Source organism: bacterium, assembly GCA_021372535.1.
In the GTDB taxonomy this organism is placed as follows: Bacteria; Latescibacterota; Latescibacteria; order Latescibacterales; family Latescibacteraceae; genus JAFGMP01.
In genome coordinates this window covers 1-23,007 of the sequence record JAJFUH010000113.1, presented here as the reverse complement: position 1 = coordinate 23,007, position 23,007 = coordinate 1, and the positions used below count along the sequence as shown (strand labels likewise).

At 49.4% G+C, this 23,007-nt stretch carries 15 protein-coding genes; 1 reads left to right on the top strand and 14 read right to left on the bottom strand.

From position 1 onward, the window contains the following. Positions 1 to 469: 469 nt before the first annotated feature. From LLG96_11005 to LLG96_10995, 3 genes are all read right to left on the bottom strand, one after another. Positions 470 to 1,645, bottom strand: coding sequence for an MFS transporter (locus LLG96_11005; GenBank protein MCE5250735.1), 1,176 nt, complete (start codon positions 1,643 to 1,645; stop codon positions 470 to 472). Positions 1,646 to 3,132: 1,487 nt separating this feature from the next. After that, positions 3,133 to 6,789, bottom strand: coding sequence for a hypothetical protein (locus LLG96_11000; GenBank protein ID MCE5250734.1), 3,657 nt, complete (start codon positions 6,787 to 6,789; stop codon positions 3,133 to 3,135). Further along, the gene (locus tag LLG96_10995) at positions 6,782 to 7,876 is read right to left on the bottom strand and encodes a DNA adenine methylase (protein ID MCE5250733.1); all 1,095 of its coding nucleotides are present in this window, start codon (positions 7,874 to 7,876) and stop codon (positions 6,782 to 6,784) included. Before LLG96_10995 ends, LLG96_11000 begins: the two co-directional genes overlap by 8 nt. Positions 7,877 to 8,949: 1,073 nt before the next feature. On the opposite strand from LLG96_10995, the gene LLG96_10990 reads away from it, so the two are divergent. Further along, the gene (locus LLG96_10990) at positions 8,950 to 10,338 is read left to right on the top strand and encodes an aspartate aminotransferase family protein (GenBank protein MCE5250732.1); all 1,389 of its coding nucleotides are present in this window, start codon (positions 8,950 to 8,952) and stop codon (positions 10,336 to 10,338) included. 401 nt (positions 10,339 to 10,739) lie between these two features. Here LLG96_10990 and LLG96_10985 read toward each other — a convergent pair whose 3' ends face one another. The 11 genes from LLG96_10985 to LLG96_10935 all read right to left on the bottom strand — a co-directional run bounded on the left by LLG96_10985 (position 10,740) and on the right by LLG96_10935 (position 22,881). Further along, entirely contained in the window at positions 10,740 to 11,036 is a 297-nt protein-coding gene (locus tag LLG96_10985; protein MCE5250731.1) for a metalloregulator ArsR/SmtB family transcription factor, read from the bottom strand. A gap of 168 nt (positions 11,037 to 11,204) precedes the next feature. Then, on the bottom strand, positions 11,205 to 12,503 hold the full coding sequence (locus LLG96_10980) for a malate dehydrogenase (GenBank protein ID MCE5250730.1): 1,299 nt from the start codon (positions 12,501 to 12,503) through the stop codon (positions 11,205 to 11,207). Between the two features lie 336 nt (positions 12,504 to 12,839). Next, on the bottom strand, positions 12,840 to 13,502 hold the full coding sequence (gene cysE / locus LLG96_10975) for a serine O-acetyltransferase (GenBank protein ID MCE5250729.1): 663 nt from the start codon (positions 13,500 to 13,502) through the stop codon (positions 12,840 to 12,842). A 7-nt stretch (positions 13,503 to 13,509) separates the two neighbouring features. Next, positions 13,510 to 15,357, bottom strand: a complete 1,848-nt coding sequence (locus LLG96_10970) for an ASKHA domain-containing protein (GenBank protein ID MCE5250728.1) — start codon at positions 15,355 to 15,357, stop codon at positions 13,510 to 13,512. Further along, complete coding sequence (locus tag LLG96_10965) at positions 15,350 to 16,015, bottom strand: MtnX-like HAD-IB family phosphatase (GenBank protein MCE5250727.1); 666 nt, start codon at positions 16,013 to 16,015, stop codon at positions 15,350 to 15,352. The genes LLG96_10970 and LLG96_10965 overlap by 8 nt, the downstream gene beginning before the upstream one ends. A gap of 27 nt (positions 16,016 to 16,042) precedes the next feature. Next, the gene (locus tag LLG96_10960; protein MCE5250726.1) at positions 16,043 to 16,858 is read right to left on the bottom strand and encodes a sulfite exporter TauE/SafE family protein; all 816 of its coding nucleotides are present in this window, start codon (positions 16,856 to 16,858) and stop codon (positions 16,043 to 16,045) included. An 18-nt stretch (positions 16,859 to 16,876) separates the two neighbouring features. Further along, the gene (locus LLG96_10955) at positions 16,877 to 18,625 is read right to left on the bottom strand and encodes a S41 family peptidase (GenBank protein MCE5250725.1); all 1,749 of its coding nucleotides are present in this window, start codon (positions 18,623 to 18,625) and stop codon (positions 16,877 to 16,879) included. A 27-nt stretch (positions 18,626 to 18,652) separates the two neighbouring features. Next, a complete protein-coding gene (locus LLG96_10950; protein MCE5250724.1) occupies positions 18,653 to 19,549 on the bottom strand; it encodes a fumarylacetoacetate hydrolase family protein in 897 nt (298 codons plus the stop codon). A gap of 386 nt (positions 19,550 to 19,935) precedes the next feature. Continuing rightward, on the bottom strand, positions 19,936 to 20,775 hold the full coding sequence (gene prmC, locus LLG96_10945; GenBank protein MCE5250723.1) for a peptide chain release factor N(5)-glutamine methyltransferase: 840 nt from the start codon (positions 20,773 to 20,775) through the stop codon (positions 19,936 to 19,938). A gap of 19 nt (positions 20,776 to 20,794) precedes the next feature. Then, positions 20,795 to 21,889: a peptide chain release factor 1 gene (prfA, locus tag LLG96_10940; GenBank protein ID MCE5250722.1), complete on the bottom strand. Its 1,095-nt coding sequence runs from the start codon at positions 21,887 to 21,889 to the stop codon at positions 20,795 to 20,797. Then, positions 21,886 to 22,881 (bottom strand): DUF1385 domain-containing protein, encoded by a 996-nt coding sequence (locus tag LLG96_10935; GenBank protein MCE5250721.1) that lies wholly within the window; start codon positions 22,879 to 22,881, stop codon positions 21,886 to 21,888. Before LLG96_10935 ends, prfA begins: the two co-directional genes overlap by 4 nt. Positions 22,882 to 23,007 lie beyond the last annotated feature (126 nt).

Below are 23,007 nucleotides of genomic sequence, written 5' to 3'. Positions count from 1 at the left end.
TTTTTCAACCCCATTGAAAAGCCCCGCGGTCACAACCGGTTTTCGGAAAAAGAATGGGTGCTGTCCGAGCGAGCCGAAGGCTCGTGAGTTCACACATTCCCGAAAAACGGGCCGTGAACGTGGAAGAAGGCTTTTCACGGGGTGCCCTTTCCTTAGTTACTTCCTTTGGGCAAGCAAAGGAAGTAACATATAAAAAAGTGTTCTTAAAAAAATGGGGGGTTGCCAGAAAATAGTTTACACCTTGTTGCTAACAGTAGGACATGATATTACAACTGGTGATTACGGAAACTCACCTCGCATATAACACTTTGATAATACAGATATTGGTGGCGCTTCCCCTCTCTTTCAAAGAGAGGGGCCAGGGGTGAGTTCTGGTGGAGAAAGGAAAGGTAATAATCACATCTGAAACATTCCACATACTGATACATGACCTGTTTATTCCATTTTTACCCGGACACAGATACTCCTTTTATTGATTCGGGCTTTGTCTTTGCCGGACAAACATCACGATAACCGCGGAGACAAACGCAAGCCCCGCGCCGGTTATAAACGCTGTTCCCTGTCCAAAACGGTTCCAGAGAAATCCGAACATGATACTGGCTGGCAGCGCTCCGAATCCGATGGATGCATGGTAAACCCCGAACGCCGTTCCCCGTTTGTCGGCTGCGGTAAGCTCCGAAACCCAGGCCCGCTCGGTCGGTTCGAGTATCCCGATTGAAGCGCCGTACACGATGAATATCACAACGAGCGCCATACCCGACCCGATCATCCCGAACGCCGCATAAATGAGAGCATACAGGCCGAGTCCTGTGATCATGAGGGCTTTGCGTCCGAGAACATCGGATGTTCTGCCTCCGAACCAGGCCCCGGCGATCTTGACAACATGGTGAAGCCCCCAGAGCAGGGCGACATACTGGGCGTCCACACCGGCATTCGACAGACGCATGAGCAGGAAGGCATCCGAGGAATTTCCGAGAGTGAAAACAAGCACCGCCGCAAGGAGCAGCCTGAAATCCCGTGACATGACAGCTTTCTCTGCTGGTGAGGGAATTTCCGCGGGCGTTTCTTTATGGGGCGGCTCCCGAAGCGTCGAAAGAATGGCGAGAACGACTGCGGCGGGGATTGCGGCGAACATGATCACATGACGGATCGAGAAACCGAGCCGGTTCATGAGCAGGAAAACAATTACCGGCCCGGCCACTGCGCCTGCATGATCCATGATGCGCTGGAGACCGAACGCGGCGCCGCGTCGCTCCGGGGGAACCTCGTCGGCGATTATGGCGTCACGGGGAGAGCTTCGCAGTCCCTTGCCCACCCTGTCGAGGAAACGGAGGACGAGCACTGCGGGCCACACGGTGGCGAGAGCTATGAGGGGACGGACCACGCTTGCAATGCCGTATCCGGCCACAACGAACGGCGTTCGCTTTTTTATCCTGTCAGCCCAGAGCCCGCTCACAAGCTTGAGAAATGATGCTGTCGATTCCGCGATGCCTTCGATAATGCCGAGGACAAACGGGCCGCCACCCGGGAGCGACTTGAGAAATACCGGCAGAAGCGGGAATATCATCTCGCTCGACATGTCGGTGAAAAAACTGAGATAGCCGAGTTTTATAACCGTTTTAGGGAATCCGTGTTTTCCGCTCATGAAATACTGCCTTTTTATGTTACATCAGATAAAGCCCCGGTGATTCATGGGAATGAACTCGTATACTGAGAAATAGTACGGCATATCTTCAAAAAAATCAAACGAAAACCACTAACCCTGATTATTCATGAAAATATGTAACCACGAAGACACGAAGACACGAAGACACGAATTCATATAATAGAGGTGTTTGCAAAAAGTCCGAATTATTAGAAAAAGCCCCCTTCCTGTCCTGCGGACATCCTTCCCCCGGTGGGGCAGGAACTAACCGTGGCGCAACGACTTCCCGTGCCCTCTCCGGGGGTCACGAAGCGAAGCGTAGAGCCGCGAAGAGCAAGGGACCGAAGGTTAGGGGGCTGTAGTTAAAAAAGACTCCTTTTTAACATTTGTAGAACGACTTTTGCAATTGGCTCAATATATTATATGTACTATATATAAGAATTTAATAATACGGTTATCCGGTTAAATCAGCTAACATGATTGATCCCCCTCGGCTCCTGCTGCGACGCTGCGCAGCGCGTCGAGTCGCCGTGTCCCCCTTATAAAAGAAAGGGGGATGAAAACGCCAAAAAAGCCGCTTCTCCCCCCCTTAAAAAGGGGGGATGCCGCAGGAAGGGGGGATCACATACTATCGGAAGAAATTATCAATTCAGGTTTAAAAGGTTTCAATACTTATCAAACTGGATAACCGGAATTATTAAACGTTAACACTCAACAAGATATAAATAAAAAAATCCGCGAAAATCCGTCCGATCCGCGAAAATCCGCGTTCTATTAAATTTATATCTGTTAATGCATCTGCGGTTCCCGGTGCTGAAATCCCGGCATGGTGTCGGGAGTCCCTGTAACTCCGTCATTCCCGAATCTTTAATCGGGAATCCATAATACATGTAATACTGATTATTGCTTCGGCGGCTAAACAGTGATATGAATTTCTGAAAAACGCTGTATTTGTTCGTTTTGTTGTCATATAATGTCATTCTTTAATCGCCGGAGCAATAACCACGGATGGACAAAGAAAAAAAAACCACGGAGACACGGAGAAAAGCCACAGATTACAAGATATTAAACGTAGGGGCACAATGCATTGTGCCCTTTTTTTATCGCCACGAATTACAAGGTTTTTCCCTTATGCCTTGTGCCTTGTGCCTTATGCCTTTTATTTTAAAAACGTCATTCCCGAATCTTTAATCGGGAATCCATAATACATGTAATATTGATTAAACACGGATGGACACAGATAAAAAATAATTACGCGTAGAAAAAACTCAAAATTCTTTTATCCTGTTTTCCTCTGTGACTCCGTGCTCGCCGTGGTTCATATGACCTGCTTTGGATTTGTAATATAATGTATAACAAAATTTTTAGAAAATGAATAACAAACTCAAACCTTTTCATTACTCTCGGCATTACAGTGCTAATGATGAACTCACTCGCTTTCAAGGAATATGCGGATAATGCTTGCTTCGTTACTGGCGCCAACAAGCTCATGCGGGTCTCACGTTCTCAAAAGTGCGAAGTGTTTTGAGTTTTGATATTAGCGTTTCTGTATTGCCCAAAGGCAATGCCCACACTTCTTTGCAACCAAGTGAATATCTATCTGTATCATACGTTTTAGGCATAGCAAAGACCATAGAGACTTGGTGAACAGTTGCGAACAAACCGGTTCCTACGTCTTGGAGCTTACTACCGTGCGGCATGATAACAATACGATTTTTAAAACGGTACTTAGCGTAAAGTGCCGACAGAGCCAACATGGTCTGTCTGTAATCAAACGTAGTCAATAGGGCCCACGGATCACCAGGGTTCATGATCGTTGCCGCAAACCATTTAGCCATATCTATTCGGTATGCATTCTTTTCGAGATCATGAGGCTCGCCAAATATCCATATTCGTGCAGCAGGATCAAGATCTGCTAAGACACCATCGGTGCGCTCTCTATTAAATGTGGGGAAAAGAATGAGAATAATAGGTAGTTCGCCAGTGTCATCTGCCTGAAGTATAGGGGGTTTAGTAACAAATCTGACGCCCGAGAACGGTCCTCGCACTTTCTCACCTCTTGGTTTGACCTTTCCGGACTGCCATTCTTCAAGAGTGGGGAAATACTCCTCGGACTCAGAGTAAAGAAGTGTCAGATCGCACCGGTAGTCAAGCAGTATCCTAAGGGCGGCCGAAAGAATCAGTGATGGACAACTAGTAATATCAAAGATAATTTTTACTGGGCCTCCTTTACTGATAGTATCGAGAAGACTTGTAAAACGCTCAGAAAAAAGCGGGTCGGGAGCAGCTATTGGGGCATTTAAGGGTCGATATGGTTTCATGCAAGTTAATGCAAGAATAAACTGATCGTATCTCTCACGGTTTCTTTCATTTGCTTTGTAATAAGTATCGAACTCAAATATTACAGCATTCGAAATTTGATTACCATTATCAACCAAACTTGCTGCGGCGCTTGTAGTTCGGTCCTCAAAACCCATTGCGCCAATATATAGGTCAAATTTATCCCCAGACTTCACTACATCATGCAGTTTTTTTATCTCTGGTAATGTATTCATGGCATTAGTGAGTTGGGTTGTCTCTCGTGGCACAAGCTCTATTTGGTCTCTCTCTTGCGGAGTGTAATCTTGCAGTGGAGATGTAGTCTCTGATTCGGTATCATCTTGCCGATCTATATCTTCAGTTAAAAAGCCAAGTTGTTCTTCAGGCATCTTTTTGTTTTTAAGATGATGATTACAAAACTCTTCAGGTCTATCTATGAAATACTCGAACTGTTGTTTCGTTAGTTGAAGATGTTCGCTACTTGTCAATGTAGTACCAAATGCTGGACAGTAAATGCGGCGTAGTGTAGCTCTATCAGAAATTGGAAGTCTAAGAGAGGGGGCTACCTGAATATCAACAAAAATACTAGCTTTTTGTAATCTTTCCCATGTTCGTTTTGCTGAGGCCATGGCCTTTGTTAAATCATCTACGTAGATATTAAGAAGATCATAAGGATCTTTTCTTACTTTGCCATTCCGATTAATACCTTGTCCTACTAGCGGATGATTATAAAGAAGCACTTTTGATAATTTACCAAAGGCTAAGACTATCTCATACAACTTCTGACCATCAGGTCGGATATGACGGATTCGAGATAAATACTCGCGTGAGACTCTCTCGATTACTCGGTTCTGCATTGCAGGTGGAATTACGTAAGGTGAAGTGTTTGGTTTTACTCCAGCATCATTAAAAATCTCTCCAACCATCCTTATCATCTCACTGTAGTCACCAGTACAAAGGTCCATAAGGCATTTTACACCATGGTAATGAACACTCTTCCTTGTGCCTTTGTCATGAAGGGCTTGACTGAGGCTCTTTCCTCCTGGATAGGTTGTTTGTCCAAGCCACTCATTAATGGTCCCCTGATATCCCTTAGAATGTTTGATTCTTTCGTCAAGTATTCGAAGCAATGCTTTCCCTTCCGCCTTGTGGACTTTTCGATTCAGATAAGCTGAACCCAAGTTAATGATTTTCTCTATATTTCGGCCTTCATCGAGAGCAAGAGGACGGGGATTGTCATATATAGAACCAAACATATGTGCGGAAATTTTAAAACATATGTGTTGTGACCGTTGACATACAATAGGATGAAGTTCTTCTTGCAAAACGAGGGGCACTCGTTCTTCTGTATAATCGTCAAGGAAAAAGATAAAATACCTATTAGACAAACTGGGAATCGCTTTTTTTATTACATCCATTAGGCGCGTCACAAAATCTATTGATCCACGCGCAGTTATCGGGATTGCATAAGCTATCGATCTTCTAATGAAACGCATTACTGCTTCTGCGCAAGAGCTCAATTCATTGAATGTTGTCACTGAAGAAGGTAGTCTTGATTGTTCCCATACACTTTCTGCTTCTTCCAAAATAAGTTTGCTAATTGTTGTTATAGCGTTTTGAGTCACGGGACCAAGGGGAGGAGGCATAACTGATAATGTTGAAGTTACTTCTGTAGCAACTGCCATATTAAAAAACAAAACGAGCGCATATTTATTCTTATCAATGTCTATTTGTGAGAAGTCCGAGAAACGCATATAGAACACTGATTCGCATGGAAGGTAAAAACCTACATATGGATCGTCAGCAATTTCACTTTTCTTATCAGCGGAGATTTTTGTTTTCAGACGCATCCTTTTAAAAATCATGGTCTTACCACAGCCACGTGGTCCTATTAGTAAGATATTACAATTCTTCTTAAGTTCTTCTGCCCACCACATGTTAGTAACACACAGATCGGCAAGAAGTGCTTCATTGGCAATATTATCAGAACTTAGCGGTTTAAAAGGATTGTCGAGTTCCCTTGGGAAGACCGCCATAGTTCTCAATCCCTCATGGAACATGTCTAATATTTGAGATGCTCTATATATTGCCAATGTTTCAGGTGCCATCCCTTCCAATAGCCCAGGAATGTGGCCTATCGCATTTAGTACCCTCTGGTCGTCCCTTGTCACAATTTCCCTTTTATATGCAGCATCCGAAAAACTTCTCAGATGCTGACCAAAGTTTTCAATGTCTTTTGATAAGCCCTCACCTGTTGATTCAAGTGGAAATGCCTCGCTGAAATCGATAACAACATATCTGATTTCTGGCATGGAACCACTCTTTCCAACTACTTCACGCATAATATTACGATCATGAAGATCACCGTGGCTAAAACCTAAACGACTCAGTTCCTCAAGTGCCACAGTTAAATGTTCTATATAGCGCTTAATTTCTTCACTAATTGAAAACTGATTGTTGGAATTAATAAACTTTTGCAATATATCCCCATCTACGAATCTGCTCTTGAACCAGATGAACTCGTATACTTTACCTCTGAGCTTCAATGACCATTCGCCCACTTCCTTCGGGAAAACTAGGAACCTTTCATCAGCCTCATCTGTGAAGCGTGCTATCTCGCGGAATGGGGCCCGATCGCCATAGGAGTCACGGGTGACAAGTTTTAAAGCCCATGAAAAACCAATTGAATCCTTAACCTTGAAAGTAACTGCAGTATTACCTGCACCTTTGAATTCTGCAACTTGGAAACCATTTATCTCTTGGCCAATCATTTGTTCTTCAAGATGTCTCTTGACAGATGGTGGCATTCCAATTTGTTTAACCATTGTTACCCCCTCGGGCTTTTCTAAAGATCATTACCCTCTCTCGTTTTGTTGCTTTCCCGTTCCGCCGAGAACGACGTTTATCAGGAATAGCATCTGACCAGTGTTTTTCTAACACCAGAGCATTTGCATCGTTATTTACAATATTCAATATTATGTTCGGAATGTCATGAAATCGCTTAGAGCGCGTTACATCTCCAAGTACAAGAACACAAATACCATCAATTTTGAGAACATCTGCCATTGTTTTAAGAATAATCGCCATATCTGACGAAAACGTGCTAATATTACCAATCTCTCTCTGGTTGATTATTCTAAAGTCTTCAACTCCCAAGAACCAAAGGCGTAAACGATTGTCCCTAGCGTAGTCGAGCGCATCCAAATAAGGGGGACTCGTAATGATCGTATCGATTGATCTGGGAGGTAAATACTTATTGATAACAGACTTCTGTAGAACTCTAAAGCGTGTTGTGCGTAGTGGTGGTGGGTTGGCGAGTGTACGCCTTATCTTAGCTTCAAGCCGCGGAATCGGATCACGGTATTCATACGCTTCGGGATATACATCCCGCGGAAAACGTTTGTAACGCAAATAGGGAACAAGGTGACTAGCCGGATACGAAAGGAATCCCGGCCTCTGATGGTGTAGTATCCCAAGCATACAACCAACAATAAAATACAACCTTCTTGCGAGAGACTCAGCAATCAGTATTCTCGTCTCTCTTAGGGTTTCCCCATGAAAGAAGTCTCTCACCCAATCAGGTGCCTTGTTTTCGTTCTTTTTTTCGTTCATCTTGACTAAACTCGTTAATGTTTCCATAGAGTTCAGACAAGCAGCTTCAGAACATGGTGCGTGGAGTTTAGCTCGTGTGAGAATGCAGGCATACGGATTTATGTCCGAGGCAATTACATGCCTGCCCAAGAGCCTAGCCTCTAAAGGAATGGTTCCTGATCCACAAAATGGATCCCATATCCAATCACCTGGGCGAGAGTATTCTTGCACGAGTTGCCTTGCCAGAATCGGCCTGATCTTACCAATATATGGGCTTATTTCGTGCAATCTGTGTCCTGGGTAATTCTCTTTTCTTGGCATTCAATCTCACCCACTTGCGGTTTGTTAGTACACTTTATTACTTATTGTGTCTCCTATACGGTTGAACATATATGAAAATCAATTTAAAATATTATTAATAATTTTACAGGAATTATGAATGGTCACAACCCCATCACTTTGTAAACGTTTCAAGTTCAGCATATGATTTATTGTACTTTTTTATACAGTATGTTAAGGCATAATTTCATAAGTCTAGTAGAAATTATATACAGTCTGTATATAATCCAAATGTAACATTATTACTTACAAAATATCAGTATGTCTTATTACTCTCTTTCCACCACGGCATAGTTTAAAACATCAGAATTCAAAGAAAATGATAAACAATATATTACAGAATTTTAAATTCATGTCAAGTAATTTTTACTATGATAATAAAAACGTTACTACCTTTGTCTTTTCCGGCAGAGTATTCCGTAAGCATGGATTTATTGATTGTATATGTCGTTCCTGTGCAGGGGCAATTCACGAATTACCCTCAACATATCCACCTGAATTAACCTTGTTAAGGAAGATCGAAAACGCCTGATACATTTTCTTCGTGTTTTTTCATCTTTACATGTTTTATGCGATACATATTAAGTAACCGCGCATATACTGTCTACCCAGTCTAAAATTATTTTTGTATTTTTTTTCAACGAAAAAATGAGAATCGATCCCGCGCTTAATACACCTGAAAACGCTGTAAATTTTTCGTCAAACAGGTATCTTATTTAAATTAAAGCATTTATCTGTAATATTTCCCGTGAATTCCCATGGATAATGCATCCGAGGGGAGAATCGTCTCTGAAGTCCCTGTTGACAGGGGATGACAGGATTCCCGATCGCACTGTTCCGGTGCTTGGAACACATCGTGTTGCAGGAAAGATAAACCTTTTAATTAAAAGCACTTGAATATGTTAATTGCTCCTGAATGCCCATGAATGATACATTCTTCCCCTCAAAATCCATTGATTTTATCCCCGGTTTTCACTATACTACAAGATTGTAGAGTTCTCATTTTAAGTATCAGTAATTTCACATGGTCACATGCTTTTTACAAGGAAAAGACAATGGCATCGAAAGAATTTCCGATTATTCCACGGCCGGTCAAGCCGGTCAAAACGCCGAACCGGACAATCCTGGGGCCCTCTCTCCCCGCGCCGGAATCGCTTCCCATACTCCAGATGCTCCGCGACAACGAGCCGTTTTCCATGCGCGGCCAGCCGCCCGTGGTCTGGGATCACGGTGACAGGTTTTACATCTACGATGCATTCGGAAACAAATGGCTCGACTGGTCGAGCGGTGTTCTGGTTGCCAATGCCGGTCACGGGCGCCGTGAGATCAGGGATGCGGTCATCGCCGAGGCCGAGCGCGGCCTTATTCACACCTACTGTTTCCCGTCCGGGGCGCGGGCGAAGCTTGCCAGAAAACTCGTTGAGGTAGCTCCGCCGTCCATGACGAGGGCGTTCATTCTGACCACCGGGTCGGAAGCGACCGAATGCGCCATAAAGCTCGCAAAAACATGGGGTACGAAACACGGCGGCCCGAAAAAGAACGTCTTCGTGACCTTCGATGAATCGTTCCATGGCAGGACATTGGGCGCCCAGCTCGCCGGCGGCATACCGGCGCTCAAGGAATGGATCGGCGAGCTCGACCCGTCCTTTGTCCAGGTGCCGTTCCCCGGATCGAACATCGTTTTCGACAAGAGCTTCGACCTGTTCCTTAAGACGCTCAAAAACAAGGGGATAGCCCCGGAGAACGTTGCCGGAGTCATGAGCGAGACCTACCAGGGAGGGAACTGCGGTTTCATGCCCGACGAGTATGCGGTGAGTCTCCGCGAATGGTGCGACCGGTACAATGTCGTGATGATTTATGACGAGGTTCAGGCCGGATTCGGACGAACCGGAAAGATGTGGGGCTTCGAGCACCACGGGATCGTGCCGGATATCATGTGTCTCGGCAAGGGGATTTCGTCGAGTCTCCCCATTTCCGCTGTCGTCGGCCGCGAGGACATCATGAACATGTACGGCCCGGGTTCGATGACCTCGACCCATTCCGGTCATCCGATTGGAGCGGTCGCCGCCCTCGCCTCGATCGAGCTCATCGAAAAGGAAGGGCTTGTCGAAAACGCCCGCATCATGGGTGAGCGCCTCGAAAAAGGTCTCAGGAAGATTCACGAGCGTCACCGTGACATCTTCGATTTCCAGGGGCGCGGCCTTGTGTACGGCTTCATGGCGCTCAGGGACCGCACAACGCTTGCGCCGGACGATGACCTCGCGTTCGAGATTATCCGCGGCTGTTTCGAGTCCGGGCTCCTCATGTTTGCGCCGGTCGGCCGGGGCGGCGGCACGGTCAAGATTTCTCCGCCGCTCTGCATCTCCGCCGACGCTATCGATGAGAGTCTTGGTGTATTTGGCGGGATCGTCGACGATATGATCGGGAAATACAGAAAATCGTGAGTTTATGAGAGTGGTGAACGTGTCTTTTCACGCGCCCGGTTCCCGAATTATTAATCGGGGACGAATGTATTGTTTATTGCTGTCAAGGGTATGAAAACAGGCATCCCGTGCCGGCCCTTGACAGCTTGTATTCCCAAAACAGTGTTTTGCGCCATGCTTTTTTAAATCATTTTTCCGCACTGCTCATCTGCAGCAGCGTTTTTTGTCTTTTTCCGGTTTTACGCAGGGATGCTCTGTTTCGTCACCATGACAAGCCGTTATCTGTTCCGGTGTACAATCCTGCGGCCTCTGAACGGGCTTGTTTTTCTTACAGCACTGATTTCCTGTTTTGCACATTTTATTCCTCCTCATAGGTTAAGTAATTGCTATAATACTTAAATACTCTGTAAAAAAATATTCCATCATTTTTCTTCAGGAACAAGCAGGGTATCGGCAAGGTTCTTCCATGCTGCCATAGTCTCCCTGTTGATACTGTAGTGGACGAAATACCCATCCTTGTCGGCGACAACGATATCCGCGTCACGCATGATCCTCAGGTGCTGCGATGCAGCCGCAGCGGTGATGCCGAGACGGCTGGCGATGGCGTTCACGCACAGGGCACGGTCTTTCACGAGCTCGAGGATTTTGATGCGCGTGTCAACCGACAGAATCTTGAAAACGCGCGCTATTTTCCCGGGATCGTTCAGGGCAGCCTCCATGTTATTAAGTAATTACGCAGGTAATATATCATATCGGTCTTCAGTGTCAAGTATTTTTTACAACATTTTTTCGGTGACCGGTTTGACAGATATGATGATACCTGCAGAATCAGCCATTATATAAGCAGGAATCCTGTACGCATCATAAAACACACGGAATGTTTATGTCTACAGCCGCTCAGCTTTACGTTCAAGCTCCTGCGTATATGCGGGTATGTCGATCACTTTCCGCGCTACGCCGTCCTGTATCGCCGCTTCAGCGACTGCGGCGGACGCCCGGACAAACACGCGGCGGTCGAACGGTTTCGGTATGAAATAATCGCGGCCGAATTCGAGGCAGATACCCCCGTAAGCCGCGCATATATAGTCCGGCACTTCCTCACGGGCAAGTCCTGCAAGGGCGTTTGAACAGGCAACCTTCATGTTCATGGTGATGTCCGAAGCTTTCACATCGAGCGCGCCGCGGAAGATGAAGGGAAAGCCGAGCACATTGTTGATCTGGTTCGGGTAATCGGAGCGTCCGGTGGCGACATAGGCGTCGACGCGGGCTTCCATGACCTCCTCGGGAAGGATTTCGGGCACTGGGTTCGCCATTGCGAATATCGCAGGATCGGGAGCCATGCTCCGCACCATGTCACGGTTGACGAGATTCGGTTTCGACACCCCGATGAATACATCCGAACCTTTCATGGCATCGGCAAGCGTACGGGCGCCTGTAGTGATAGCGAACTGACGTTTCTGCGCAGTCAGGTCTGTCCGGCCATCGTGGATGACACCTTTCGAGTCGACCATGAGTATTTCGTTCGCACCGGCAAACCTGAACAGCTCACCGATTCTTATACCCGCAGCACCGCCGCCGTTGATGACTATCCTGATTGCGCCGATCTTTTTCCCGGTCAGGTAGAGGTAATTTTTCAGGCCGGCGAGACTGATAATGGCAGTACCGTGCTGGTCGTCATGAAAAACGGGGATGTCAAGTTTTCCGCGAAGACGATCCTCGATTTCGAAGCACTCGGGAGCCGCCACATCCTCGATATTGATGCCGCCGTACATGACAGCGAGCTTCTCCACCGTCCCGACAAACGCATCCGGATCGCTCCTTCCGGTCAGGCCGTTCTGTCTGACTCCCTCAAGCGGTATCGGCCATGCATCAACACCGGCAAACGCCTTGAACAGTACGGCCTTGCCCTCCATGACCGGAATCGAGGCGCGGGCGCCGATATCGCCGAGCCCCAGAACAGCGGTGCCGTCGGTAACGACCGCAACCATGTTTCCCTTTGCGGTGTGGGTCCAGACAAAGTCCGGCTCTTTCTCTATGAGACGGCATGCCTCGGCTACACCCGGTGTGTAGGCAAGCGAAAGGTCCCTGTCGTTTTTCAGGGGTTTGAGCAAATCGAGACCAATTTTCCCGCCGAGATGGTATTCAAGCGCCATTTCCGGGGTTAACATCACTTTTTTTTCTGCCATTGAACGGTGCTCCGCGTAATGCTCTGTATATGGTTAATAAATTCAATCAATTGCGAGTATTAAATCAAATCCGTATTATTCAATCAGCGTATAATATAATATGATTATATGAGTATCCTCATTCCCGGGAACGAAGTGAATTGGGAATCCAGTATAACATCGCTCTTTCACAGGTAATCGATGACGGATTCCCGTTTTCACGGGAATGACACTTAAACGTGTAAAATATTTCATTCGCAGGTGTTATGCACTATTTGAATAATCATAAAATAACAACGCGCCCGATCCGCGTAAATCCGCGTTCTATTAACAATCATGAATAGATCGATATAATCATCATTTTTCAGTCGTTTTTTTCCCCTTGTGCCAGCGCCGGATATCCTCCTCGGCGGCATGGATTTCCTTCTGGAGATTCTCCAAACGTTCCAGAATCGGGTCGGGCAGAAGGTCGTGCCTCAGATTCATGCCCGCGACACGCTGCCCCTCGATCTTGACACACCGTCCCGGCACACCGACAACCGTGCAGTCGTCGGGAACCGGGTTGAGAACCACCGCATTCGCGCCGATGTAGACATTGTTGCCGATGGTTATTCCGCCGAGAATTTTCGCGCCTGCTCCCGCTACAACGTTGTTCCCGAGCGTCGGATGGCGCTTCCCTTTTTCCTTGCCCGTACCGCCAAGGGTCACTCCCTGGAACAGGGTCACGTTGTCGCCGATCTCGGAGGTTTCCCCGATAACCACACCGAAGCCGTGATCGATAAAGAAACTTTTTCCGATCCGGGCGGCGGGATGAATTTCGACCCCCGTAAGGAGCCTTCCCACCCACATGATAAGGTGAGGGATCACGGGGATATGGAGCCCATAAATGGAATGTGCGAGCCGATGGAGGCAGATCGCATGGAAACCGGGGTATGTAAGGATAACGTTGATCCTCGCCCAGAATCCCCGCGCCGCCGGATCGCGCTCGAAAACCGCCCTGTAGTCGTCGATGATCTTCATGGTTCCCTCACGGGAAAAGCATACTGTCCGTGTACACGTTCATGAACTCCGGCAGGGCCGCAAGCTCAAGGTGTTTTGTCATGGCCCGGATACGGTCGGCATCGTCGCGCACATCGCGGGACAGGAGCGCCATCTTTGCGCCAGTCGAGGCTGCATTACCCACGAACCGTATACGTTCGGCGGGGATGGCAGGAAGCAGGCCGATACGCCGGGCGCTGCTCTTTTTAATGTAGTTGCCGAACGCTCCGGCGAGCAGGATTTCATCGAGATCGTCAGGAGTAAGACCCGCCTGTTTGAGTATAAGGATGATGCCCGAGCTGATGGCCCCCTTGGCAAGCTGAATCTGGCGGATATCCCTCTGGGTGATGAAAACATCACGCCGGCTTTTATCTTCTTGCGCCCCCCTGCAGATTAAAAACGCGGGTTCGTTATTGAGCGTTATTATATGATCGAGAAGATAGTCGGGAATCTTCCCCGCGAGCTCCCCGCCGGTCTGAATACGGCCGAGCGTATCAACAATCCCCGTTTCGAGCAGTTCCGCCACAATGTCGATGATACCCGAGCCGCACAGCCCGATGGGCGCGGAATCGCCGATAACATCATACTCCACGGCATCAGGAGTGATGCGGAGATGCTCGATTGCACCGTTTGCGGCTCTCATGCCGCAGCTGAGCGCCGCACCTTCGAGCGCGGGACCTGCGGCGGTTGAACAGACCATGAGCATGGTGTCGTTTCTGAGCACCAGCTCGCCGTTTGTTCCAATATCGACTGCAAGCTGGACAGGCCCCGGTTCGAGGTAGTTACACGCGAGCATGACCCCGACGGTATCGGAACCGACAAATCCCGCGATACCGGGTAGCACATATATGTTTCCCCGTGGATTTATCCCGACCCCGGCATCGATGGCGCGCAGGTTCACCGGTGCATTGGTCACGGGAACGAACGGAATCATCGAAAGGCCCTCGGGATTAAAACCGAGAAACAGGTGGGACATGGTGGTGTTTCCCACAAAAACCGCCTCGTATATTTCATGGGAATCGATGCCCGCTTTTTCCGCAGCTTCAGCGACGATTTCGTTGATGATACCCTGTATTTTTTCCGCCAGGTCCCGGCGTCCGTTGGGATTCTCGATAGCGTACTTGATGCGTGATATGGTATCCTCACCGTACACGACCTGTGCATTGAGCCGTGACGCATGGGAAACCTCGCGGCCCGTCATAAGCTCGATGACAGTCCCCACAACCGTGGTGGTACCGATATCGAAGGCGATGCCGTACAACCTGCCGGTCGTGTCTCCCGGTTCCACATCCACAACACGTTTTTCCGAGGTTACAACGGTAACCTTGAAATCAGCGGTCCTGAGGATTCTGTAGAGATTGCGGACAAGGTCTATGTCAAAATCCGGACAGCGGTCGCCGTTTATATCGAGGGCACGCTTGATACGGAGCAGGTCGGCTGTCTGATCCTCGAGGGTGGGCTCTGGAAGCTCGGTATATGTTTTCGCGATCGAAGGGTTGAGTTTGAATACCCGGTCGATACCGTCCACAAGAATCCTGCCGTCGAGCACACGAATTCCGGGGCTGATGAGAACGCTCATGGGGCGGTCGATTCTCGTCTGGCAGGCGAGGCGGACGCCGCGCGCGAGCTCATCGGCAGTGAGATGCTGACGGTCGAATCCGTTCGGCTCCGGGGGATCGGGATGAATCTCGACAGTGCACTTCCCGCATTTTCCCGTTCCGGCGCAGGCAAGCTGAATCGAAAATCCGGCTGCCTTCATTGCTTCGGTCAGGAGCGTTCCGCCCGGTACCCTGATTCGGAGTCCGTCCGGTTGAAACAGCACCTCGAAGTCACTCATCTCCGTTCTCCAGGTAACGCATAATATCGTAGAAATCTTTGTACGGTGTATATGAAAGCCCGTTTTTCCCGCAGTATTCAACGAGGTCGCCGCGCGCGAACACCCTGTCCGCATTCCGTATGGCATAACGGTCGGAGTACCCGTCGCCGACATACACAACGGTCTCCCCGTTCTTTCTTGAATTCACCATGTGCCAGCGTTTGCAGTTCCCGCATCGCCCGCATCCCCTGTCCATGTAGGGGAATTCGACCCCGATGGAACCGTCGGTGAAGAACATGCTGTTCGCCCGGTAATCGACTTCGCTGAGGCCGAACTTGCCGAGAAGGTATTCTATGTAATAGTCGAGCCCGTCCGACAGTATCATGAGAGGTATACCGTTTGCCTTGCAGTATCCGACCGTTTCTTTGAAGCCGGGCGTCAACCCGTATTTATCGAGGTGACGGTCGAGCTCTTCGCGTGTTACACGGGTGTTTGCGCATTCACGGACGAGACATTCATGCGAGGAAATGGTACCTGCTTTCCACTCGTCGATTATTTTTGTATGCCAACCCTGTCTGAGCAGGTCGGGAAGAAGAAATGTCTCAAAAATGCTGTCTCCTATATCGTGTTTGGTAATGGTACCATCAAAATCCACAAAAAGCCGTGTTGCCTGTTTCAATATAAAATCTCCTTGCTTTGTGAAAATTCAGAAAAGAAGCAGCTTAACCGCCAGCGCCAGAAGTATGAGTCCAAACAGTATCTGGAGCAGCCGTGCATGTAACTTTGAATTGACCCATGCGCCGAAACGTGCCATCGGGACACCTCCGATCGCAAGCGGAATCGCAGCCGACCACCATACATATCCGCTCGACCATCCGGGAAGCTCCACGATTCCCGAACCATGCCACATATATGACACCATTCCGGCCAGGCCGATAAAAATGATTACGAAGCTCGATGTACCGGCCACCCGGTCAACGGGAAGCGCAAAAAGTAGTATAAGCGCCGGAACCATGACGATACCGCCGCCGATTCCGAGAAAACTTCCCGCCATACCGGCAATGAATCCCAGTAACGGCAGGAATTTCAGGGGAATGAGCGCTTTTCTCTCTTTCACGCTGACGACGGGTTTTCTGAGGCCTTTTATGATAATAAGCAGGGATGACACTATGAGGAGCGCGGCGAACATCTTTTTAAGGGCGCCGGGATCGGTAATCGCTGCAAGCCATGCTCCGGCCAGGGAGCCGAGTATAGCCAGCGGTCCCATTATCCACACGGTGCGCATGTCGACTTTTTTGTTCCGGTAGTGTTTCTGTACCGCTGAAACAGAAAAAATCGTCACGAGAAACATGTTGGTTCCGAAAATAATCTTTACCAGATTATCCGTATGAACGCCCAGAAGCGGGAACACGATCATACATAACGGCGTCAGTACCGCCCCGCCTCCGACTCCCATGAATCCGGCCGAAAAACCGGCGAGTGCACCGGTCAGAAAAAGTTCTATGAGTGAGATTACCGGCATGAAAACCCTGTACCCTGTTTATTTCACTTCTGCAATAACACCGGTTTGTGCACCCTCCGCCAGAATGGAATTGTACATTTCGGGATTGTTGAGAACCTCAATTGCCTTTTGAAGCTGAATGTCCCAATCCTTCGATGCAATCGTCCGTGCGGCACTGCCGAACTTCGTTGCGGCTATCTCACGTTTGAGGATACGTTTTATGGTATCGAGGTTAGCATCAAAATCTTTGTCACGGCGTTCAATGAGCGTTTTTTCCATGTCATCGATCATTTTAACGATATCGCTGTCATACTTCTCGTTATCGATGACCTTCTTGAAATTATCAAGGTATGTCTTCCCGGGGATGGTGTACTTGAAGACCTTCGAGTCCTTGATATAGTCTCTGAACTCATTGGCCAGCGCATCGGTCACGACAAAGTCTTCCTTCAAATCGGGATGTTTATCGCTGTAGAGCACTGCAAAATCAAAAAATATGCTCTGGCCGGCAAGCTGGGTTACGATATTCCCGACCGTTTTTTCCTTGACGATGAGGTCAGGCGTTACGCCCCCGCCCTCGTAGACGACGCGATTCTTGGTGAGGGTGTAGAATTTACTGTGGGTTTTCAGGCTGTCTTCTTTACTCTCGGTGGTTCCGGTCAGCTCTTCCTCGTCACGGCTGAATGCGGCTTCCTCGTCGAGAGAGCGTTCACGGTGTATGCACCGTCCCGAAGGCGTATAATAGTATGCGGTGGTCAGCTTGAGTCCGGTGTCTCCCGGCAGATCGAGGAGTGTCTGCACCGAACCCTTGCCGAACGTGGTTTCCCCGATGAGTACCCCGCGGTCGTGATCCTGGATCGCGCCGGCAACAATCTCCGATGCCGAAGCGCTTCCCCTGTTGACGAGCACCACGAGCGGTGTCTGGGGGAGCAGAGGCATCGAAGCGGCTATGAGCTGATCCTTGTCCTTGTCGTTGCGGCCCCGTGTGGAAACGATGAGGGCTCCCTTCGGCAGGAATGCGTTGGAAATATCGCGGGCGACGTTCAGGAGACCACCCGGATTATAACGCAGATCGAGTATGACTCCCTTGAGATTCTCAACCTTCCGCAGGCTGTCGAGCGCCGCCGTCATCTCGTCGGGTCCTTCGGCGTTGAACCGGTTGAGCTTTATGTACCCTATGCCCTTGTCGATCTGGCCGCTGAAGGGTATGTTGACAAGTTTGATTTTTTCACGTTTTATGGTAAATGCCAGTAAGTCCTCGTTGTTACCCCGCTTCACCTTGATATTGACGATGGTGTTGACTTTTCCGCGGAGCCTGCTCACCACATCGTTGATCGGTACTTTGAAGGTGCTCGTGCCCTCGATATCCACAATCACATCACCCGCCCGTAATCCGAGCCTCATTGCAGGAGAGCCGTCGATGGGAAATTCCATGACCGTAGGGTAATCGTTGACCGTGGCAATGGAGATACCGAGACCGGCAAACTCGCCTTTCGAATCCTCCTGCATCTGCCGGTAATCGCCGGGATCGAAAAAGGACGTGTAGGGATCGAGGGTTTCGATCATGCCCTGCACACCGTTTTTAGCCATTTTCCATGGATCGATATCCTTGATATAATCGTTGAGGACGATTTTGTATACTTCGCTCCAGAGCTCGATACCTTTCCCCACGTTTTCATAATCGAGGTTTCCCGCACCGATTGCCTCGAACGCGAAAATGACCGAGCTGATAATAACCGCCGCGACGACCATATTAAAAAGAAGAATTCTGCGCTGTTTCCTGCTGTCCATGTAAAACCTCCGTCGTGGTATTCCCGTTTATTCCGATGCCTGAACGGGATTTGAAAGGGTTCCGATAAATTCGCATGTTATCTCGACGACATCCCCGGGTTCGAGAGCGCCGACGCCTTCGGGCGTCCCCGTGGTGACGACATCCCCGGGTTCGAGTGTCATAATCTTTGAAATATATTCGATAACTGTCGGAATATCAAAAATAAAATCACGGGTGTTGCCATCCTGGCGAAGCTCGCCGTTCACCTTGCTCTGAACGCCGATTTCCACAGGATTTTTCACCAGTCCGGCGGGAAGAACGCAGGGTCCCAGCGGCGTAAAGGTATCGAAATTCTTCGAAGGCATCCAGGGAAGATGCTCCGCAAGGTCCTTTTTTTGAAGGTCGCGCGCGGTTATATCGTTAAGGCAGGTATAACCGGCTATATAGTTCATGGCATCCTTTGCGGGTACATTTTTCGCCTGTTTGCCGACTATGAAGGCGAGCTCGGCCTCGTAGCTCATCATTCCGATCCACGCGGGTCTCACGATCTCGTCGCCGTGCCCGATGACAGTCGATGGCCATTTACCGAACAGGACGGGTTTTTCGGGAAGTTTCTGGTTCATCTCCTCGATGTGTTTACGGTAGTTGTTGCCGAGGGCGATTATCTTTCCCGGATAGAGCGGGGGATTGACGCTGTATTCTTCCGTTACCGCCAGATCGTTCACAAGTCCGTGTCCGGAAACAAATTCCATGATCTTTTCGAGAAACGCGACGGTGAACCGGCCGGTCCATATCAATGTCTCGATGTCCGGGACAAAATCATCGCAATAACCATCGCACCATACCTCGTACATGCTGATCGCCTTTGTCAGATCGATCATGGAACCGCCGTCTTCAATACCGAGAATAACCGCATCGTCTTTCAGAAGTGAATATACCCGCATAAAGTCTCCTTAAAGTATTCTCATGAATTTTTCATGCTGCTCTGAACCCTGATTATTTATAAACGCCGAAAAAAGTACAGGTAACTATGGTGTAACCTCATTAATAACAATGTGCGATAACGTTATTCCGGCTTTCACATGATCCCCCTCGGCTTCGCCGTATCCCCCTTATTGACGAAAGGGGGAACCACATCATTACCACCCATAAAAAAGGGGTATGCTGAAAGGCGGAGGGTATCTTTTTAAGAAAAAATACAAATTTGTGAATTATTTGGGTTAACTGCCTTTCCTGTCCGGTAATGAATTACCGGATATTTCTCAAAAAGTCTCTTTGTCCCTCTGTCTCTTTGCCCCTTGTGCCTTATGCCTTATGCCTTGTGCCTGTATCAACAAGCCTTTATCACTCTCTTTTTCCCGGCCAGATCCTCTATGATTTCAATGGTCGAATACTGTCCGGTCCGCGCAATTTCCTCCCGCACCGCTCCGGCCTGTCCTTCGCCGCATTCCAGGAGGAGGAGGCCGCCCTGTTTAAGGTAACCGTATGCGCCGCGGGCGATGATGCTCAGATATTTCAGGCCGTCTTCGCCGCCATCGAGCGCGATCCTCGGTTCATAACCGCTCACCTCGGGCTGGAGGATTTCGATGTCACCGCTCAGCACATAGGGCGGATTGGAGATAATCGCATCGAACGGCCCGCGGCCATCGAGAGCTTCGAGCATATCGCCCCCGACAAAGGTGATACGGCTCTCCATTCCCAGCACATGGGCATTCTGTTCGGCCAGAAGAAGCGCATCACCGGAGATATCCGAGGCTACGGCTCGTGATTCGGGAATCTCGTAAAGAATGCTGAGAGCGATGACGCCGGTTCCGGTGCCGATGTCCGCGACGACCGGGCAGTCGCGGTGCCAGAGAAAATCCACCGCGCACCCGACAAGTACTTCCGTCTCGGGCCGTGGAATGAGCGCCCGGCGGTCGGTTTTTACCTCGAGATTCCTGAATCCCGCGGAGCCGATGAGGTGCTGAAGCGGCTCACGGCGGAGACGCCGGCGGTAGAGGGCGCGAAAGCGGTCGAGTTCATCATCGGTCAGCGGCCGGTCGAATTTCATGTACAGATCGAGCCGTGAAAGGCCGAGCACGGCACCGAGCATCTGTTCGACTTCAAGCCTTGGATTCTCGAATCCTTTTTCACGGAGATGTTCGGATGCTTTATTGATGATGTCGATCACACGCATCATCCCACCAGCTTTATTTTACCAGTTCCTTCGCCTGTTCTTCCAGCGCCTCTCTGCGGTCTTCTATCCTGAGGGCGTCGATCAGCTCATCGATATGACCGGCAAGAATGCTGTCGAGTTTATGGAGCGTCAGCGTGATACGGTGGTCGGTGACCCTGTTCTGAGGGAAGTTGTACGTCCGTATCTTTGCCGACCGATCTCCCGAGCCAACCATGGACCGCCGCACAGCGCTCCGGGCGTTCTGCTGCTCCGTCAGCACCTTGTCGAGAAGACGGGCGCGGAGGACCTTCAGCGCCTTGTTCTTATTCTTGAGCTGGCTTTTCTCATCCTGGCAGGTGACCACGATTCCGGTCGGAATATGGGTGACACGAACCGCAGAGTCGGTCGTGTTGACACTCTGGCCGCCGGGCCCGCTGGAACGATAAACGTCGATTTTCAGATCGTTCGGATTGATTTCGATATGGACATCCTCCGCTTCCGGGAGAACGACAACCGATGCCGCGGACGTATGAATCCGTCCCGAAGATTCGGTGGCGGGAACGCGCTGGACACGGTGGACGCCGCTCTCATATTTGAGATGGGAGTAAACATCGCTCCCCGAAACGGAAAAGATGATTTCCTTGAATCCGCCCATCTCTGTCGGCGCAGTGGAGAACACCTCGGTCTTCCAGCCTCTCATTTCGGCATAGCGATCGTACATGCGGTAGAGGTCCGCGGCAAACAGCGATGCCTCATCACCGCCTGTCCCGGCCCGGATTTCCATGATGATGTCCTTCCCATCCAGAGGGTCGGGAGGAAGCAGGAGGAATTTTATTTCTTCTTCGAGACGCTGGAGTTCCTCTTCGAGCGTTTCGACCTCGGCTCGTGCAAGAGAGGCCATTTCGGGGTCTTTTTCCTCCGCTTCGAGAATCTGTGCATCGTCGAGCTGTGTGACGAGCCGTTCATACCTGCGGAAAACCGCCACTTTCGGTTCGAGGATCGAACGCTCCTTCGCGAGTTTTGACATGAGAGGCGGGTTTGAAATCACTTCCGGGGAGGACAGACGCCTGCCGAGCTCCTCATACCGTTCATATATATGCCGTATGCTGGTCTGAAGAGTCGAACTCATGCCGCCCCCTCTCCCTCGCCGAGAACGGCCTTGAGGGCGCAGAGCGCGACTTCGAGCATACCATCGTCAGGCTCGGCCGTTGTCATGTACTGGAGCCACAGGCCCGGCATAATCAGAAGCTTCACTATGGCGCTGGAGCGGAACCTGCCGGAGAGTTTCAAAAGCTCGTAGGAAACCCCGGCAACAAACGGAAGCAGGAGCAGGTGTGTCGCCAGCCGCTGCGGGAGAGACTGCAGGTGCCCGAACACCAACGGAAAGAGGGAATCGGCGATTCCGAACAGAACAATGCTGAAAATTGCCACGATGAGTATGAACGACGTGCCGCACCTCGGGTGAAACCTGCTTTTCAGGCGCACCAAGTCGACCGTGAGGTCCTCCGAAGCTTCGAGGGTGAAAATACTCATATGCTCGGCACCATGATACCGGAAAACCCGTTGTATATCCTTCATTCTCGATATGAGCGCAATATACAGTACGAACAGGACAAGCCGTATCGCGCCCGCGACAAGATTAAACAGAAGCGCGCCTTTCGACAGTCCGAGGTATGTGGCAACAAATATGGGGAATGCAAAAAAAATCCCGAGGGCCGCACCGAGCGCAACCACTATCGACCCGGTCAGCAGAACGGTGTTCCAGAATGCTCCGGATTTCGAGTGTTCCTTTCCCGACTTTTTATCCTCGTACTTCATCTGAATATCGGCGGACCAGTTGAGGGTTTCCATACCGATGAAGAGCATCTCGAAGAAATTGATCGCTCCCCGGAGAATGGGGAAATCGAGGTATCGGTGACGTTTCACGAAGGAAGTGTACAGCCGTCTGTTCAGCTCGATGGTGCCATCGGGAAGCCGGACAGCGGTGGCGATTGCCTGCGGCGAACGCATCATCACACCCTCGATGACAGCCTGCCCGCCCACATTCATATCGACCGTGGATTCCATTGCGGATTTTGTTCCGTTGGCGCCGTGAACAGTATTTTTTTCATGATCACTCATAAAACGGAATCTCTCATTGCCTGTACGAAATTCAGGGTTCAGAAATAAATAAGGCCGTTCCGCTTATACGGAAAGGCCTCTCATTTTCTGCAAACAGTAATTTCTAATTCTCACTGGATGATTCTT

Excerpts from the sequence above, each read along its gene's own strand:
- cysE (MCE5250729.1), bottom strand. The coding sequence starts at position 13,502 with ATGAAGATCATCGACGACTACAGGGCGGTTTTCGAGCGCGATCCGGCG.
- prfA (MCE5250722.1), bottom strand. The coding sequence starts at position 21,889 with ATGAGTTCGACTCTTCAGACCAGCATACGGCATATATATGAACGGTAT.
- LLG96_11005 (MCE5250735.1), bottom strand. The coding sequence starts at position 1,645 with ATGAGCGGAAAACACGGATTCCCTAAAACGGTTATAAAACTCGGCTAT.
- LLG96_10950 (MCE5250724.1), bottom strand. The coding sequence starts at position 19,549 with ATGCGGGTATATTCACTTCTGAAAGACGATGCGGTTATTCTCGGTATT.
- LLG96_11000 (MCE5250734.1), bottom strand. The coding sequence starts at position 6,789 with ATGGTTAAACAAATTGGAATGCCACCATCTGTCAAGAGACATCTTGAA.
- LLG96_10990 (MCE5250732.1), top strand. The coding sequence starts at position 8,950 with ATGGCATCGAAAGAATTTCCGATTATTCCACGGCCGGTCAAGCCGGTC.
- LLG96_10960 (MCE5250726.1), bottom strand. The coding sequence starts at position 16,858 with ATGCCGGTAATCTCACTCATAGAACTTTTTCTGACCGGTGCACTCGCC.
- LLG96_10935 (MCE5250721.1), bottom strand. The coding sequence starts at position 22,881 with ATGAGTGATCATGAAAAAAATACTGTTCACGGCGCCAACGGAACAAAA.
- LLG96_10955 (MCE5250725.1), bottom strand. The coding sequence starts at position 18,625 with ATGGACAGCAGGAAACAGCGCAGAATTCTTCTTTTTAATATGGTCGTC.
- LLG96_10970 (MCE5250728.1), bottom strand. The coding sequence starts at position 15,357 with ATGAGTGACTTCGAGGTGCTGTTTCAACCGGACGGACTCCGAATCAGG.
- LLG96_10985 (MCE5250731.1), bottom strand. The coding sequence starts at position 11,036 with ATGGAGGCTGCCCTGAACGATCCCGGGAAAATAGCGCGCGTTTTCAAG.
- LLG96_10995 (MCE5250733.1), bottom strand. The coding sequence starts at position 7,876 with ATGCCAAGAAAAGAGAATTACCCAGGACACAGATTGCACGAAATAAGC.
- LLG96_10980 (MCE5250730.1), bottom strand. The coding sequence starts at position 12,503 with ATGGCAGAAAAAAAAGTGATGTTAACCCCGGAAATGGCGCTTGAATAC.